Below are 16,956 nucleotides of genomic sequence, written 5' to 3' on the forward strand. Positions count from 1 at the left end.
GGGCAATTTACCCCAAAATGTTTAATTTTTAGGAAATTACCTGTAAAAAAAATATTAAAACCCAAAGATATGTACTTGCTGAGTATGTTGGGGGCATTAATTAGTATTTACTGTAATGCATTTAGTATTTGAGAGTTAAATGCTAAAAATAGATGTTTTTTGCTAGTCTGTAAGTGTTGGAATGTGCCTCTATAATTATTTTTATATCAGGACTGTAACCACCACCCATACTGCACTGTACAGGTATACCCAGTTTATGGCAGGTACTTAAAACATACTCATCCCTTTCTTTACAGCCTTCTACGGAGCAGCCGAGTTTACCCAGTTTATCGGAAGCTAAAATATCTACTCCACTCAGGTAAAAAATGAAGTCAGGTTTATGGCTGTCTATTAGTTTTGGTAAAGTTTCTTTTAAAATGGATAGATATTCATCATCGCCTGTGTTATCAGGTAGAGCAATATCTAAATCAGAAGTTTCTTTTTTAAAAGGATAATTGGTTTTACCATGCATGCTAAAAGTAAATACAGCACTATTATTGGTAAATATCTCGGCAGTACCATTCCCTTGGTGTACATCAAGATCTACAATTAATACTCTTTTTGCTTTGCCGTTGTTGATTAAGTATTGTGCTGCAATAGCTTGGTCGTTCAGCAGGCAAAAAGCCTCGCCATGGGTGCTGTAGGCATGGTGTGTTCCGCCTGCAATATTAAAAGCAATACCTTTTTGTAAAGCTTGCTCACATCCCCAAATAGTACCTTGTGCAATACGTAATTCTCGTTCTGCCAGTTCTGCCGAAAGGGGAAAGCCTATCTTACGCGCTGCCCTTGCATCAAGTGTTAGGTTGAGTAAATCATCAACATACTCTTTGTTATGTATAGCTAATACGTGTTCTGTGTTAACAATTTCGGGACTGTAAAAACACTCTTCTGTAATAGTGCCTTCGTGTATAAGCTGTTGTGGTAACAGCTCATATTTTATCATAGGGAACCGATGTCCTTCCGGTAATGGGTGTTTGTATATGGGGTGATAGGCTACAGGAATATACATTTACATTAACGAAAATACATTCCAAAATAATAAAACAGCCGAAACTATAGCCAATATTTTTGCCGGAGTCCTGAGTGTTATACTTTTCATGCTTTTATAAAATAACCCTCCTGCTAATGCTAAAAACATAACATTAAGCAGTGTAAGTAGGGTAGCATTCTGTAACATTTCAGGGAAATAGGAAAGATAGTCGTTTACAGTTTCTTCAAAAGTAGCATGCTCACTGGTTGTAGTAACTATCCAAAGCGTCATATTTGCTACTGCTATAACAAAAGGCAATAGACCTATATAGAAAAGTGTACTAGTGTTTTTGTTGTCCATAACCTCAAATATATAAATTATTTACATACCAATATGCTTACAGCATTACCACCAAAACCAACAGCATTAACCAACACCTTTTGTATAGGCTTAGTTGGTTTTTGGTTCTCAATAAAAGGTACATTAATAAACGTATTGTGTTGCATCATAAGTAATGCAAGTTCTAAATTTAGTAAACCCGATGCACCAAAAGTATGCCCGGTTTTCCATTTATTAGTAGTAAGTAAAGGCAGGTTTTCTCCAAATATATTCCGGATGGCTTTATACTCGGATAGGTCGCCCTTTACAGTACCGGGTGCGTGTAGTACAATAGCATCTACCTCTTCGGGTTTGATGTTGCCCAAAGCCATTTGCATTGACTTTTGTAAACATTCAGCTTCCGCAGAAATAGATACACTGTGTTTTAACTCTTCGGTAGCATAGCCAACGCCTTCAATATAACCTAAAGCATTTTCATTTTTACCAATTTCAAGGCAGGCAGATGCTGCTGCTTCGCCCAGTACCATGGTATTTAGTTTTTTATCTAAGTCTAATGCACGGCATGGGTATTCACTTTCCTTAGAAGCATATATTTTCATTGCCTGCATTTGGGCTATGGTAAATGGTGTAAGTGGTGCTTCGCTACCACCCACTAAAAATTTTTCTGCCATGCCCGAGCGTAACCAAGCTACACCGTTAAGTACTGCATGCAGCGCAGTGGAGCAGGTTATGGAATGGGAAATATCAGGACCTGTGCTTTTCAAGTCCTGTGCTACCCACGACGCTATATTACCCAGAGTAGTAGCAGGGGAGGCTTGTGTGCTTGATGTTCCTGTTTGTATAAACTCACTGTGGTATTGCTCAAAAAGCCCTGTTGCACCACGAGAAGAACCTATATTAATACCAAAGTTATCTCCTTTATTCCAGCCTGCTTGCTTAGCAGCATTTCGGGAGGCTAAAATAGCATACAGTACAGAGTTATCTAAGTTTTTATACTTAGGTTCAGCATCTCTTAAAGCCTGTACTTCTTTATGTAAATCATCCTGTAAAGGTGCGCCAAGAGCCTGTTTACCATTAAAATGCATGCTTTTAATAGTAGTGTTGTTATTCAGGTAGTTTTCCCATACCTTTTCGGGAGTATTCCCTAATGGAGAGAAAGAGCTAATGGCTGTTATTGATATGGGTAATGACAATTTTTCTTCTTTTTATGCAAAATTACAGCAAAAGCTTATTTTACGTTTTCAATAGCGGCTTCTACAGTATTGTATATTTTAGTAAGTTGTTCGTTACTGATAATGTATGGTGGCAGTATGTATATAATATTACCTACAGGGCGTAGTATAACGCCATTTTCTATAAAGAAATCATATAGCTTATTACGCAAACTTCCGTAGTAGCTGTCATTACCATCGGTAGCTAGTTCTAAAGCTAAAATTACCCCCAGTACCCTTACGGTTGTTACCCTTGGGTGTTGTTCAATTTTAGTTTTGAACTCCAGATGCATTTGGTTTATCCTTTGCAGGTTTTCCTGCATTTCGGGCTGTTGTAAAAGATCTATACTAGCCAGAGCAGCAGCACACCCTGTCGGGTTTGCCGTAAAGGTATGCCCGTGAAATAAAGCCTTATTTACATCTTCATCATAAAAACCATCAAAAAGCTCCTGAGTGAAGGTAGTAATTGCCATTGGTATTGTACCGCCTGTTAGTGCTTTAGAAAGGCACATCATATCAGGTTGTTGGGTAAGATAATTGCATGCGAACGTTTTACCTGTTTTCCCGAATCCTGTCATTACTTCATCGGCAATGGTAAAGATTTCGTTCTCCTTACATATTTTTATTAGTTCGTCCAGTGCTTCAGGTGCATACATAACCATTCCGGCAGCACCCTGTACTAAGGGTTCAAATATAAAGGCAGCATATTCACCGGTTTGAGTAAGCTCTTTCAGGGCTTTAAAACTGGCTTCTTCTTCGCCTTTTACGGGTACAGGAATACGGGTAACCTCTATAAGCGAATTACGGAATGCCTCAGTAAAGAATGAAATACCGCTTGCAGCCATTGCTGCAAAGGTATCGCCATGAAAAGCATTTTCGAAAGCGATTATTTTAGTACGTTTTTTACCCTGATTGTAGTTGTATTGTAACGCTACTTTTATAGCTATTTCTACAGTAGTGGAACCATTATCTGAAAAGAACATTTTTTGCTGATTATCAGGAAGCATTTCTATTAGCGTTTCTGATAGTTGTACAGCAGGCTCGTGTGTAAACCCACCAAATAAAACATGCTCTAAGGTTGTAAGCTGTTTGTATATCGATTCTGCTATAAAATCGTTACTATGCCCAAACGGGTTAACCCACCATGAGGCTATGGCATCAATATATTCCTTACCGTCTTCATCCCAAAGTAAAGCATCTTTCCCGCGAACTATACCAATATGTTTGGCAGTGGTTTTATGCTGCGTGTAGGGGTGCCATATATGTTTAGTATCGCGTTCAGTAAGGTTTAGTTCTCCATTAAGTATATTCAGGCTACTGTTAGTCATGCTTATTTATTCAGTTTTTCCAGTTCAGGTTTAAAAGTCTCAGCATACTCACGAACAACTGTTTTATCAAAAAAGGGTTCGTTTTCTATTCTGCCTATGCAGTTGATTCCTGTTTTATTTAAAATTATTTCTTCTGTTGCTTTGTTTTCGTCACCGTTAAATATAATTCCTGCAATGTCAATATTGCGTTGTTGTAAAGCCTCTATAGTCAACAGGGTGTGGTTTATACTACCCAAATAGTGGCGCGATACTACAATTACTTTATAGTCCGGCTGCATTAAATCAGCAATAGTATCATTATCATTTAACGGAACAAGTAAACCGCCGGCACCTTCTATAACCAAATGGTTTTTAGTTTTTGGTGCTTTAATTTTTTTAATGTCGATAGTTATATCATCTAATGCTGCTGCAAGGTGCGGACTTGCAGGGGTGTTTAATGCATAACTGTTATTATGAAACTTAGTTTTGGTATTAGAGATATATTTTTTGATTTTATGCGTATCGGAATCATCTAAATCACCCGCCTGTACAGGTTTCCAGTAATCGGCTTCCATAGCCTCAGTTACTATAGCCGATGTTATTGTTTTTCCTACTTCCGTTCCTATTCCGGTAATAAATAGTTTCATTCTTGAAAAAATTTAATACAAAGGTATTAATCATTTAGCCAAAAATGCCTTTACGTGTCTGTAAGTTGATTTTTAGTGTTTTTACAGAAAAACTTTAATAAAATATTACCATAAGGCACAGGGATTTATCTGTATTTTTGAAATAAATCACCAGTTTTAACACTTGTTTACTTATGACCGAATTAAAGATTCCGGCTTATATAAAAGCTGTTTTTATAGCCATTTTGATAATTATCATTGTTTTTTTTATGATAGTTGGCAAAACTATACTGGTTCCGCTTTTTATTTCGGGGTATATATCTATGTTACTTACTTCTGTATGTAACCGTTTGGAAAAACGTAAAATTCCCCGAGTTGTAAGTGCCTTTATAAGTCTTTCGGTGTTTGTGGTATTAATCTCTGCAATTTTAGTGTTTGTTTATTTTCAGGTAAGAGGGTTTGTAGAAGATTTGGGAGGTAACCTTTCTGAAAAAATAAATGGTTATGCAGTTAATGCTAACCAGTGGGTATATGAAAACTTAGGTATAGATATGGGTATGTATAATGGCTTTGAATTTAAAAAAGCAGTAGAAATTGTACAGCCGGAAGAAGCATCGCCAATGCAACTAATATTTTCTTTAGTTAATATGCTTTCTGATATTATATTACTTCCTGTTTTTATATTCTTCTTGTTAATATACAGAGATCACCTGGCAGTATTTATTAGTAAAATATTCCGTAAACACAGAAACGGAGATATACTGGGTAAGTTAACTTCTATACGCCGTATAGTGCATGCCTACATTATAGGGGCGGGGCAGGTAATGCTGATATTAGCCGTTGTTAATACAGCAGTACTTTTTGCTTTAGGAATAGAGCATGCAATATTTTTCGGGGTGTTGGCAGGGGTACTTAATATTATACCGTATTTAGGACCTATATTAGGCGGAATGTTCCCTTTTATATTCGCTCTTATAACTAAGGATACACTTTTTTACCCTATAGCTGTAGCAATATCGTTTACTTTTATACAATTACTGGAAAGCACTTTTTTAACACCTAAAATAACAGGTAGTAATGTAAACCTTAATGCTTTGGTTACCTTTATAGGTCTGTTACTAGGTGGTGCTATATGGGGTGTAATAGGTATGATATTAATAATACCTACTATAGCTATATTAAAAAGGCTGTTTGAAATGAGCCCTTATACTGAGCCTTATGCATATTTATTTGGAGAGGAAGATAGTAACTGGTTTAAAAGAAAACAACGAGGGCGAAGGCAACCTAAGCATAATGGGAACGGGCAGCCTTAAGTGCTGTTAAAGCATTTACAATTTCATTTTTAGTGTTATAGCTATGCAGGCAAAAACGTAATCTTTCCTGTCCTGACGGTACAGTAGGACTAAGTATGGCTTTCACATTATAACCATTTTGCTGTAAGTATTTCGCAATGCTTTTTACCTTTTCATTTCCCGGAATTACGACACAGTGAATGGCTGAATTACTTTCTATACAATCAACACCTTCTTGCTGTAATGTTTCAGTAAAGTAGCTTATGTTTTTGTGTAGTGTTTTTCGGGCGGTAGTATTTTTTGCTATTTCTTTATAAGCAAATTGTATAGTAGCCAGTGCGTGTGGTGGTAGTGCTGTAGTATAAATAAAACTCCTCGAAAAATTGATGAGGTATTCCTTTAATGCTGAGTTCCCTAAAACAGCCGCACCATGGCAACCCAGTGCTTTGCCAAAAGTAACTATGCGGGCAAATACCTTATTGTCTAATCCTAATTGCTGTAATAATCCTTCCCCTTTAGTGCCGAAAACACCAATGGCATGTGCTTCATCTACTATAAGTTTACAATTGTAGTTTTCAGCTAAACTTACTAAAGCAAGTAAGTCAGGACTGTCGCCATCCATAGAAAAAACTGATTCGGTTACTACATAAACCGTAGCTGCTTTTTCAGTATGCAGTTGTAGTAAACTCTCAAGATTATCTATACTGTTGTGAGTAAATTTATACGAGTTGGCAAGGGATAGTCTTAAACCGTCGCGAATGGAAGCGTGTATAAACTCATCATATAATACTATATCGCCTTTTTGCGGCACGCACGAAAAGAAACCAATATTAGCGTCATATCCTGAATTATAGATAATAGCACTTTCGCTATTATGGAAATCAGCTATAAACTTTTCTGTTTCTTCATGTAGTGGGGAGTTACCACTTATAAGCCGTGAACCTGTAGCTCCGTTTGCAATAGTATTATTTTTAATAAGGTATTGGTGTGCAGCATTAAAAATTGCTTTGTTTTGCGATAACCCTAAGTAATCATTAGAGGCAAAGTCGGCAGTATTTCTTGAAGAGCCTTCAGGAGTGGTTAATTTCCTCAGCATTCCTGAACTATTGCGTTCTTCCAGTTTCTGTAAAAGTGATTTTGGTAATTGCTGCATATTTCAAAAATAAGCAAGTTTTATATCTCAGTCTATAATTTTTTAATATTGATTTTCATTTATTAATTATTGTTTTTCAATAATTTTATTACCTTTGTATCAGTAAAACATAAAACTAAAATATTATGCGACGACTTTCTACTTTAAAAACAATTGTTGATATATTATTTGTTTTTGCAATGATAGCAGTAATTTTTGGACTGCCTTTAATTTTAATGTTGATAATTATACCCGAACAGGTTCCCATAACATTTAGTGAAGGGCGTAGTCCCTCAGGTATAGATTTTATAGGCTTTTTATTTTTTATATATGTAGGTTACCTCTTTTTTGTATATGCACTTTATCTTTTCAGGAAAACATTGGAATTATTCAGAAAGAGAATATTTTTTGATAACCGTGTTATAAAAAACCTCGACCAGACAGGTAAGGCAATACTTATAGGGGTTGTAATAATGATTATACCAGCCATCCTTTTAAGGCTTACAGAAAGCCCTATTGAGTTAGAAGTTAATATAGGATTGAATGATACGCTTATAACGGCTGGTTTAGGTTTGTTTTTTATAGTGCTTAGTGATGTTTTTGCTATGGCAAAAAAACACAAAGAAGATAGTGACTTAACTGTATAATTATGGCTATAGTTATTAATCTTGATGTAATGCTTGCCAAGCGTAAAATGCGCAGTAATGAACTGGCAGATAAAATAGGCATTACCACAGCAAATTTATCGATACTGAAAACGGGAAAAGCAAAAGCCATAAGGTTCTCTACATTAGAAGCTATATGCGAAGTGCTGGAATGCCAGCCCGGGGATATAATGGAGTATATTAATGAGGGATAGTAATTTATTTCATCACGTCATTGCGAGCGGAGCGAGGCAATCTTTATAAACTAGATTACTTCGTCATTCTTCCTCGTAATGACGTGATGTATAAATTAATGCTCTCCTTTTTCGGCTTTGCGTTCCAGTTCCGCCTGAATTTCTTCCATAACAGGTTTAACGGTGCTTTCCGGTAAGTCAGCAATGCGTATGTACATTAGTCCGTCAACAGAATTATTAAATAAAGGGTCTACATTAAAGGCAATAACACGAGCATTTTGCTTAATGTACTTTTTAATAAGTACCGGCAGGCGCATACTGCCCGGTTCTACTTCCTCAATTATTTTGTCAAACTTATTAAGGTCAGATTCCGTTTCATTAAAAACAAAATCCTTATCATCATCCTTAAGTTTTACTTTATACTCTTTTTTCGGGTGTACGTATTGTGCAATATAAGGGTCGTAGTAATGTGACTTCATAAACTCAATCATCAACGATTTAGAGAAGTCAGAAAACTTATTACTTATACTTACCCCGCCAATAAGAAATTTGTGTTCAGGGTAGCGCAGTGTGGTATGTACTATACCCTTCCATAAAAGGAAAAGCGGCATAGGTTTTTGTTGGTATTCGTTTATAATAAAAGCCCGGCCCATTTCTATGGATTTAGACATCATATCATAAAGTTCCGGCTCAAACCTGAACAGGTCATGCAGATAAAAACCGTCTATACCATATTTTTTGTAAATATCTTTTCCCAGCCCCATGCGGTATGCGCCTGCAATACATTTTGCATCGTCATCCCACAAGAACATATGGTGGTAATACTTGTCGTAATCATCAAGGTCAAGCGACTCATTAGTGCCCTCACCTACAGCACGGAATGTTATTTCGCGCAACCTGCCTATTTCATGTAAAACATTAGGAATTTTATCTGCCGAAGCAAAAAACACTTCATAGTTTTTACTTTGCAATAAGCGGTAATCTCCTTCGCGCAGGCTGTCTACCTCACGTAAAATCTCTTCCTGGTTAGCAGATTTAGCTATTTGTTTTGGGTTTCTGGGACTTCTTTTTATGTTGAAGTTGCTTGTGTCAAGTAGTTTTGTGCCTTTCTTAAAAGGGTTAGAAAGCATATACGTTTTTCTGCGTAAAAATTCAGAGTAGCTTTCTATACTTTCATGTTCGTTTTGCTCGGCAACCGATATAGGTTTACCAATACGTACCTTTATTACACGGTCTTTTTGTGTAAGCAGTTCCGATGGTAATTTTGCCGTACGCAATGTATCATTCATTCGGGAAAGCAAGTAAAAAAGCCTGCTGTTTTTAGCATGGAAGTAAATAGGTACTACAGGAACATTAGCTTTTTTTATCAGTTTTATAGCACCTTCTTCCCAAGGTCTGTCTACTACCAATTTACCATCTCTGTAGGTAGATACTTCTCCCGCCGGGAATATGCCTAAAGGCTTATCTTCGCTAAGGTGGCGTAAAGCATCTTTTATACCCAAAAGGCTGGATTTAGCATCCTTATGTGTTTCAAAAGGATTTACGGGCATTATAAATGGTTTCATTGGTTCTATTCTGTGCAGTAAGAAGTTGGCTATAATTTTAAAGTCAGGTCTTCTTTCCAGCATCAGCTTTAAAAGCAATACACCATCTATACCACCAAGCGGGTGATTAGAAACTGTTATATAGGCACCCTCCTTAGGAAGGCGTTTAAAATCTTCTTCGGGAATTTCAAATTTTATCTGGAACTCGTCCAGCAGGGCATTAAGGAATTCAATATCCGATAAGTGCTTGTGTTTATCGTATATTTTATTCATTGTAGATATTTTCAAAACTTTCATCAGTAACCAGCCTGAAAAAGTTCCTAAAAAACCATACTTATCAGTCTTTATTGCTTTTGCAACTTCTTTAGCGGTAACTAAACTCATCTACATTGGATTGATTCGGCAAGAAACAAAGATAGTAATTCTGATGAAACGTTAAAAAGGAATACATTTTTTAACGCTAAGGGCAATTACTAATAGTATATTTTTGGTTTTTAGCCGTTTATATTTAAATATGGCAATCACAATTTAATATATTTACTTTTTTGGCTACTTTTGGGTGGTTAAATTATATTATGAGGATTATATCTTACAACGTAAACGGAATTCGAGCAGCATTTAATAAAGGTTTTATAGAATGGTTAACCCAGGCAAACCCTGATATAATTTGTTTGCAGGAAACCAAAGCAATGAAAGAACAGGTAGCTATTGATGAAATTGAAGCAGCAGGCTACCCTTATCATTACTGGTTTTCAGCGCAAAAAAAAGGATATAGCGGGGTAGCTATTTTCTCTAAACATGAGCCTAAAAACGTAGTATACGGCACAGGAATTGATTATATGGATGCCGAAGGGCGTAACATCAGATTGGATTTTGAGGACTTCTCTGTAATGAGTCTTTACTTGCCATCAGGGACAAATATTGCAAGATTAGAGCATAAGTTCCAATATATGGACGATTTTTACGATTATATAAGTGAACTGAAGAAAGAAATACCTAACCTGATAATTTGCGGGGACTATAATATATGTCATGAAGCGATAGATATTCACGACCCTATCCGTAATGCTAAAGTATCCGGCTTTTTACCGCAAGAGCGCGAATGGCTGGGTAAGTTTATAGATAACGGATTTATAGATACGTTCCGTCATTTTAATAAAGAACCGCACAATTACAGTTGGTGGAGCTATCGTGCCAATGCCCGCAATAATAACAAAGGGTGGCGTATAGATTATGCTATGGTAAGCGATGCCATGAAAGACAGGCTTACCCGAGCGGTAATATTACCCGAGGCAAAACATAGCGACCATTGCCCTATAGTACTGGAGTTTGAATAAAATATTTTTTGAATAAGTAAACACAAATAAAAACCAATAAAGTAAACGATGATTAAAAGAGTTTTTTCAGGATTGTTAATCCTGTCCCTTGCTACCTCATGTGTATCGTCTAAAGTATATAAAGACCTTGAAGATAAATATGCGGATTTAAAGAAAGAAAACCGTGAACTGGCAGACCAAAACGAATCGCTTTCGCAACAGAGAAACCAGTTAGACCTTGAAGGTAAAGATTTACAGTCGAGACTGGATAAGCTAAAAGAAGAGCGCGATAAACTGGCTGCTGATTATGCAGCTTCGCAATCGAGCCTTAAAACACTTAAAGACTCTTACGATGCTTTAGAAAAAAACAGTAGCCAGGCGCTGGATAACAACATGAAAAAAAATCGTGAGTTATTAGCCCAGCTTGAAGCTAAAGAAAAAGCACTGGCAGCAGAGCAGGAAAGGCTAAACAAGCTGAAAGAAGATTTACAAGATCGCTCGCAGCGTGTAGACGAACTTGAAAGCATGATTGCTAACCAGGAAGCCAGCATGAGACGACTAAAAGAAACCCTTTCTGCAGCATTAAACAGCTTTGAAGGTAAAGGGCTTACCGTAGAGCATAAAAATGGTAAAGTATATGTAAGTATGGAAAACAAGCTGCTTTTCAGTTCCGGTAGTTGGACTGTAGGTGCCGAAGGGCGCAGAGCTGTTGATGAAGTAGCGAAAGTACTTGCTGAAAACCCTGATATTAGCGTGCTTATTGAAGGGCATACGGATAATGTGCCTTATAACGGTAACGGACAAATATCAGATAACTGGGATTTATCTACTAAACGTGCTACTGCTATAGTAAATATTATTACTAAAAATAAAGGCGTAGACCCTGAAAACCTTACCGCAGCAGGACGTGGTGAGTATTCTCCGGTAGCGACTAATGAAACGGCAGAAGGAAAGTCTAAAAACAGAAGGATAGAAATTATACTTACACCAAAACTGGATGAGATTTCTAAAATGCTTAATGATATTGAATAATACAGAGTAGTAACTCTGATTATATAAATAAAAAAGCCCGCTATATAGCGGGCTTTTTCTATGCTTCTGTTTTTATTATTCAACTGAAAGTTTGTGGTTGCTGTTGTAACCGTTACTTCCTGTAATATTTAGTATGTATAAACCTGATGGTAGTGCAGCAATATTTAACGTATTACTTTGGCTGTCTGTAAGGTTTTGACTTATTAAAAGTTTACCGCCCATATCATAAATTTCGGCATGGGTTGCATTTGCAGCGTTGCCTGACTGTATAGTTATAATATTATTAGCAGGGTTTGGGTAAACTTTAAATGCAGTAGTGTTTACGGTAGTAGTACTTAGCTCTGTATCAACAATACTGAATATTTCTCCCGAATTACCTCCTGCTACATACAGCTCGCCGTTTATATCCTGCCCAAAAGTGGTAAAGTTACCACTAAAAGCATCTGTATAAGTAATGTTATATTCACTATCTACCATTCCTATTTTGTTATGGCAAAAATCAGTAAACAGGTACATACCTTGTAACCCCGGGTAAGTAGAACCTCTGTATACATAACCGCCGGTTATAGAGCATCCGTTAGTGGCACTATGGGTATATTCTGCTACAGGTGGCGTATACATATCTACAAGCGAGCAACCATCAGAGTTATACTCCTGAGTACCCTCAAAACATCTCCAGCCGTAGTTAATACCTGCGGCGTTACCGGGCATTTTATTAATTTCTTCTATCTCATTTTGTCCCACATCGGCAATCCATAAATCACCATTACTGCTGTCGAACGAGAATTTCCATGCATTACGTAGTCCGTAAGCCCAAATTTCATCCGCACCATCCGTTCCTGCAAATGGGTTATCAGCAGGTATTCCGTAAAGCGCACCAACGTTAACATCTATACGCAGCATTGCACCAAGCAGGGTGTTAATGTTTTGTCCGTTACCATTCGGGTCGCCGGCACTACCGCCATCGCCCATAGAGATGTATAAATAGCCATCAGGACCAAAACGAATACAACCACCATTATGGTTGCCAAAAGGCTGGTCAACTGTCATTAATATTAATTCGCTGTTACTGTCTGCTACATTTTCATCCTCTCCGCTCACAGTATATTGTGCTATTACGGTATTACCGGATGTGTTGGTATAGTTTACATAAAAAGCACCGTTAGTGCTGTAATCAGGGTGAAAGGCAAGCCCAAGTAGTCCTCTTTCTCCTCCTGTTGATACTTTATTACTTATATCAAGAAAAGGAGTAGCATTGGTTGTACCATCGCTGTTTAAAACTTTAATAAGTCCGCCTTGTTCTACTACAAATAAACGGTCATCACCTGCGTGAGCTATTTCGGTAGGGGCGGTAAAGCCATCGGCGAAAAGTTCTAAATCTATAGTTTGCCCAAAACAGACGAAACTAAAAAGAAGTGTAAAAACTGAAAGTAATCTTTTTTTCATAGCTGATTGATTTGTATATTATTATGCTAATTTAATGATAATTATATATAAAACAGATGCTTAACATAATATTAGCAGCGCTGTCTGTTTAAAACAGTTATGATATTCTAAATAAAAAAGCCCCTGCTAATGCAGGGGCATACAAAGGGTTATGTAGGTTAGTTGAAGGTTATAAATTAGCTAACACTTTGTTTTTAGGGTATCGTACTTTATAACTGATACGTATTTTTTTGGTTTCTCCCGGTTTTAGTTTAAGTTCCCAGGTTAGTATTCCTGTTTCTTTGTTTACCTGCGCCCCGCCATCTTTTAGTAGTTCCACTTCAATATCTTCATCAGTGCTTAATGGGTATTGGTCTTTAAGCATTAAATCTACTTCATCTTTTTTGTTGTTGCGTATAGTAGTTTCATACGTAAAGGTTTGTTCTCGGTAGGAGGAAAGGAATTTAGTACCCGATTTATCGGTTATTTTTTCTCGCTTAATAGATATTTTTTTATCCCTGCCCATGCTTAAACGAAGTGTGTCCGATGTTTGGTTAGGGTCTATAAAGGTTTTACCGATATACATATTCTCAAAAATAATATTGGCTTCCCCTTTAAGTAAGTTGTATTTGGAATAGTCTTTTAGCTCTGCCAGTAAAAAGGCTTCTTTTTCCAGTTTAGGTACTGCATAATGTTTGTAGCTGGCAGGTAACTCTATTTCCTTAAGTGTTACACTGTGCTTTTTACCATTACTTAAAATATCATACGGTACATCAATCTCAAAAGATATGTTTAATTGGTTTTCGGTAATAGAAGTGTAATTAGTAATAGAAGAGCTTTCAACAACTACCTCTGCTAATTGAGTAGCATCTGCCTTATCTTTTCTCTGTAAATTATTATTAATTACTGCATTACTATTATTATAATACCCTCTTTGCAGGATATTACCATAACGCAGGAACCATGCTTGTAATAGAGGAGCTTCGTTGTTTTGGTTTGGTACACCGCTAGACAAGGTTAAGTTTACGTTTTTCCAGTCGATACCTGTGCTTTGTACAACCTGTGCTTTATACAGCATATTAATAGGTTCGCTGGTACTGTCAGCACGCAGGTCGTAAAAAGGAGCCCATGATGCCCCTTGGGTTAAGTAGTTTATTTCTAAAGGTATTTTTCCGGCAACGTCGTTCATTACCTGTAGTATCAATTTACCTCTCGATGTTTTTTCTTCTTTATTAATGTTAGTTTGCAGCCTGCTTTTCAGGTTACTTAACTTATCATTTAAGTCATTAAGTTGTTGGTTTAACTTTTCTTCGTTTAAGGCAATTTCCTTTCGCTTTGCCCTGTAATAGTCTGTTAACTTCATTAACTCGGCAACATTAAGCCCTGACTGTTGTCCTGCTACCTGTTGGTTGCGGTCTAGCAATTCAATAGCTTTTTGTTCGGTATATTTACTAATGGTTACGGTTTTAATGGCTTTTTCTACTATTGTAATACTGTCCCTTACTTTTTTAAGTTCAGGAGAGCTGTCATTCGGTTCGTATTCCGAAATATAATCTCTTGTAAACTGAACAGACAGTACCGAAAGGCTTTCGGGTGCGCCTATGCGTACTGTATTTTCGTTGAGGTAATCGGCAACGTTTTTAATTACAATCTCCGATGTTCCTGCGGGAATACTGGCAGATGTTGTTTGTGTAATTTCGGCAGCATTAAAATATACTGTGGCTGATTTTACCTTTGCCGATGTAAATACCGGTTTTTGGGCAAAGGCAACGCTGCTGCATAGCAGGTATAAAAAAAGTAACTTTTTCATAATAATATGGTTTTATATATAAGGAGTATGCTTTTTATAAAAAGGTTGGGAAGGGCGGTAAATTTTTTTTAGTACGCTTTATTATACAGGTCGTAAATAGTGCGATCTATTTCTAAACTGTCCCTTTGTTTTTGGGGTATGGTATCCGTTTGGGTAATGTTTAGCCTTGTTCTGGCAGTGCCGGAAAGCTCTGCCTTCCCATCCTGACCAATAGTGTCTTGCGCGGTAATTAATTCCCTGCGAAGCATTAAATCCATAATAAAGTCATTATGCTGATGCGCATGGGGTTTCATGTTACCGAACTTGTCAAACTGCCACATAAATTTTTTAGGGCGTGGTACTATACTGGCTAAAAATAATGATTCATCTAAAGAAAGTGCTACAGGTGGTTTTTGGAAATAGTATTGTGCAGCTTCGCCAATACCGTATACATCAGGCCCCCATTCTATAACATTAAAATATACTTCCAACATTCGCGATTTACTTACAATACGGTTGTTTTCCAGTATGTAAACTAATAGTATTTCTTCCAGTTTTCGGGAAAGCGTTTTTTCACGTGTCAGGAAAACATTTTTTACCAGTTGCATGCTTATGGTACTTGCCCCGCGTGCAAACTTTTTAGTTTTAATGTTTTTAATAATTGACTGACGAAATGCTTCAGCTATAAAACCATTATGCTGAAAAAAGGAAGGGTCTTCGCTGGTTAATACTGCTTTTTGAACATAAGGTGATATTTGTTCCAACGGGGTGAAGTTAGGGTTTTCTTCCCCAACAATTATGGGGCGTTGGCGTATGCCGTTTTCTATAGCTCTGTATGTAAATGTTCCGTTGAGTTTGTTCAGGTCTGCCGCACCATATTTGGTTATTTTCAACCCTTTTTTATTTAAAGTGCTTTCAAAAACCAAATCGTTTGGCTTGTTTTTGTTGTAAGCAAAATCTAATGAGTAATTAAAGCTACCCTCTGCCTGCATGCCTTCAAAATGCGAGAAAAGCCCTTTAGGTAACGAGGTAATAAAATCCTGCGCCTGCATTTCGGGTATGTGCGCTTTTAGCTGATAAATAGTATCCTGCTCCGTACTGAATTTTGCAAATGGGGTAAAGGTAACTTTATTAAACTGCGCTACAGAGGTGCTGTCTAACGTAATAAAATGCTCCCCTGCTATAAAGTTATATTCAAATCTTGCACTGTCCAGCACCACATCTTTTTTGGCAATTTTCGGGTGGTTAATCAGTAAATCATTTATAGAAGCATACCCTTTTACATGAAGTTCGTCGCCCTTCATATCTACCTCCTGTAAATTGAGGTGTAGTTTTTTAAAAGCGGTAGTAAGGTTTAAGCGTTTTTTTAGGTATGGTATTTCTATATGAGTACTGTCATTATTATAAAAATCAAGGTCAGCAGCTTCATGCCTTGGGTCAGCCATACCTTTAACCTTCCAGTTTTGCTGTTTTTCATCTTCTTTTACTAAAAAGGATGAGGTAAGCTGTTTGTCTGAAAGATGAAGTTCTTCCAAATTGATAGTAACCTTACGCTCCATATCGTTTAACCGTAATGAAAGGTTTTGCAGAGAAATATCGGTAGGAATAAGGTTTAAAGCTGTTTTTATCAGTCTGTGCGCTCTTTCAGCATAGCTGTTTTTGTTGCTTTCTGTTTTTTCTTTCTTTTTGTCTTTGGCAGCGTGAATAAAAGCATCGAAATTCTTACCGTTTTTATTACGTACTAAATTAACGTAGCCGTCCTGCATATACAGTTTCCCCAATTGTATATTGCCAAAAAGTGCCTGAGAAACGTTAACAGAAGTATTAAGGGTTTTAATATTTAAAAGGGTATCGCCATTTTGCGGAACAAGGGTAATATCTTTTAACTCGATACCCGAAAAGCCTTTAAACTGTGCTTGCTCTACTTTAAACTCGCTATTATATTGCTGCTCAAATTTATGAGATGCTTTACTGATGGCTTTTTCCAGTACTGTATTACGGAAAATAAAAAAGCCTGCAAAGCCCAGTACTATCAGTAAAACAAGTACTGACAGGGTTGTTACAAGTATCTTTTTTATTTTTCTCTTCTGCATTTT

At 36.9% G+C, this 16,956-nt stretch carries 15 protein-coding genes; 5 read left to right on the forward strand and 10 right to left on the reverse strand.

Translation table 11 applies throughout. The annotated features are described in order from the left end of the window. Window positions 1-142 precede the first annotated feature (142 nt). Genes IEW45_RS09210 through bioD form a run of 5 tightly spaced genes read right to left on the reverse strand, consistent with a single transcriptional unit; the run spans window position 143 to window position 4,513 of the window. A complete protein-coding gene (locus tag IEW45_RS09210) occupies window positions 143-1,048 on the reverse strand; it encodes a histone deacetylase family protein (protein ID WP_188620955.1) in 906 nt (301 codons plus the stop codon). Next, window positions 1,049-1,369, reverse strand: coding sequence for a hypothetical protein (locus IEW45_RS09215; protein ID WP_188620956.1), 321 nt, complete (start codon window positions 1,367-1,369; stop codon window positions 1,049-1,051). A 17-nt stretch (window positions 1,370-1,386) separates the two neighbouring features. Then, complete coding sequence (locus IEW45_RS09220; RefSeq protein WP_188620957.1) at window positions 1,387-2,541, reverse strand: beta-ketoacyl synthase N-terminal-like domain-containing protein; 1,155 nt, start codon at window positions 2,539-2,541, stop codon at window positions 1,387-1,389. Window positions 2,542-2,576: 35 nt separating this feature from the next. Next, the gene (gene bioA, locus IEW45_RS09225; protein WP_188620958.1) at window positions 2,577-3,887 is read right to left on the reverse strand and encodes an adenosylmethionine--8-amino-7-oxononanoate transaminase; all 1,311 of its coding nucleotides are present in this window, start codon (window positions 3,885-3,887) and stop codon (window positions 2,577-2,579) included. 2 nt (window positions 3,888-3,889) lie between these two features. Then, window positions 3,890-4,513 (reverse strand): dethiobiotin synthase, encoded by a 624-nt coding sequence (bioD, locus tag IEW45_RS09230; protein ID WP_188620959.1) that lies wholly within the window; start codon window positions 4,511-4,513, stop codon window positions 3,890-3,892. 173 nt (window positions 4,514-4,686) lie between these two features. On the opposite strand from bioD, the gene IEW45_RS09235 reads away from it, so the two are divergent. Continuing rightward, window positions 4,687-5,805, forward strand: a complete 1,119-nt coding sequence (locus IEW45_RS09235) for an AI-2E family transporter (RefSeq protein WP_188620960.1) — start codon at window positions 4,687-4,689, stop codon at window positions 5,803-5,805. Here IEW45_RS09235 and IEW45_RS09240 read toward each other — a convergent pair. Next, on the reverse strand, window positions 5,777-6,937 hold the full coding sequence (locus IEW45_RS09240) for an aminotransferase class I/II-fold pyridoxal phosphate-dependent enzyme (protein ID WP_188620961.1): 1,161 nt from the start codon (window positions 6,935-6,937) through the stop codon (window positions 5,777-5,779). The genes IEW45_RS09235 and IEW45_RS09240 overlap by 29 nt on opposite strands. Before the next feature lie 125 nt (window positions 6,938-7,062). Between IEW45_RS09240 and IEW45_RS09245 the strand changes: the two genes are divergently transcribed. Together IEW45_RS09245 and IEW45_RS09250 are read left to right on the forward strand one after the other, a co-directional pair. Beyond that, entirely contained in the window at window positions 7,063-7,563 is a 501-nt protein-coding gene (locus IEW45_RS09245) for a DUF2975 domain-containing protein (protein WP_188620962.1), read from the forward strand. A 2-nt stretch (window positions 7,564-7,565) separates the two neighbouring features. Then, entirely contained in the window at window positions 7,566-7,775 is a 210-nt protein-coding gene (locus tag IEW45_RS09250) for a helix-turn-helix domain-containing protein (protein ID WP_188620963.1), read from the forward strand. Window positions 7,776-7,870: 95 nt separating this feature from the next. On the opposite strand, the gene IEW45_RS09255 is transcribed toward IEW45_RS09250, so the two are convergent. After that, the gene (locus IEW45_RS09255; RefSeq protein WP_188620964.1) at window positions 7,871-9,682 is read right to left on the reverse strand and encodes a GNAT family N-acyltransferase; all 1,812 of its coding nucleotides are present in this window, start codon (window positions 9,680-9,682) and stop codon (window positions 7,871-7,873) included. A 191-nt stretch (window positions 9,683-9,873) separates the two neighbouring features. Here IEW45_RS09255 and IEW45_RS09260 point away from each other — a divergent pair, with 191 nt between their 5' ends. Both IEW45_RS09260 and IEW45_RS09265 read left to right on the forward strand, forming a co-directional pair. Next, window positions 9,874-10,635: an exodeoxyribonuclease III gene (locus IEW45_RS09260; protein ID WP_188620965.1), complete on the forward strand. Its 762-nt coding sequence runs from the start codon at window positions 9,874-9,876 to the stop codon at window positions 10,633-10,635. A gap of 48 nt (window positions 10,636-10,683) precedes the next feature. After that, window positions 10,684-11,646 carry an OmpA/MotB family protein gene (locus IEW45_RS09265; RefSeq protein ID WP_188620966.1) on the forward strand — a complete coding sequence of 321 codons (963 nt, stop codon included), beginning with the start codon at window positions 10,684-10,686 and terminating at the stop codon, window positions 11,644-11,646. A gap of 75 nt (window positions 11,647-11,721) precedes the next feature. Here the strand turns inward: IEW45_RS09265 and IEW45_RS09270 are convergent, their stop codons facing one another. The 3 genes from IEW45_RS09270 to IEW45_RS09280 form a co-directional block, all read right to left on the reverse strand. Beyond that, window positions 11,722-13,092 carry a PQQ-dependent sugar dehydrogenase gene (locus IEW45_RS09270; RefSeq protein WP_188620967.1) on the reverse strand — a complete coding sequence of 457 codons (1,371 nt, stop codon included), beginning with the start codon at window positions 13,090-13,092 and terminating at the stop codon, window positions 11,722-11,724. Between the two features lie 169 nt (window positions 13,093-13,261). Next, a complete protein-coding gene (locus tag IEW45_RS09275) occupies window positions 13,262-14,881 on the reverse strand; it encodes a DUF4139 domain-containing protein (protein ID WP_188620968.1) in 1,620 nt (539 codons plus the stop codon). Window positions 14,882-14,949: 68 nt separating this feature from the next. Then, the gene (locus IEW45_RS09280) at window positions 14,950-16,953 is read right to left on the reverse strand and encodes a biosynthetic peptidoglycan transglycosylase (RefSeq protein ID WP_188620969.1); all 2,004 of its coding nucleotides are present in this window, start codon (window positions 16,951-16,953) and stop codon (window positions 14,950-14,952) included. Window positions 16,954-16,956: the final 3 nt, after the last annotated feature.

The organism is Flavobacterium suaedae, from assembly GCF_014642915.1.
Taxonomy (GTDB): Bacteria; Bacteroidota; Bacteroidia; order Flavobacteriales; family Flavobacteriaceae; genus Flavobacterium; species Flavobacterium suaedae.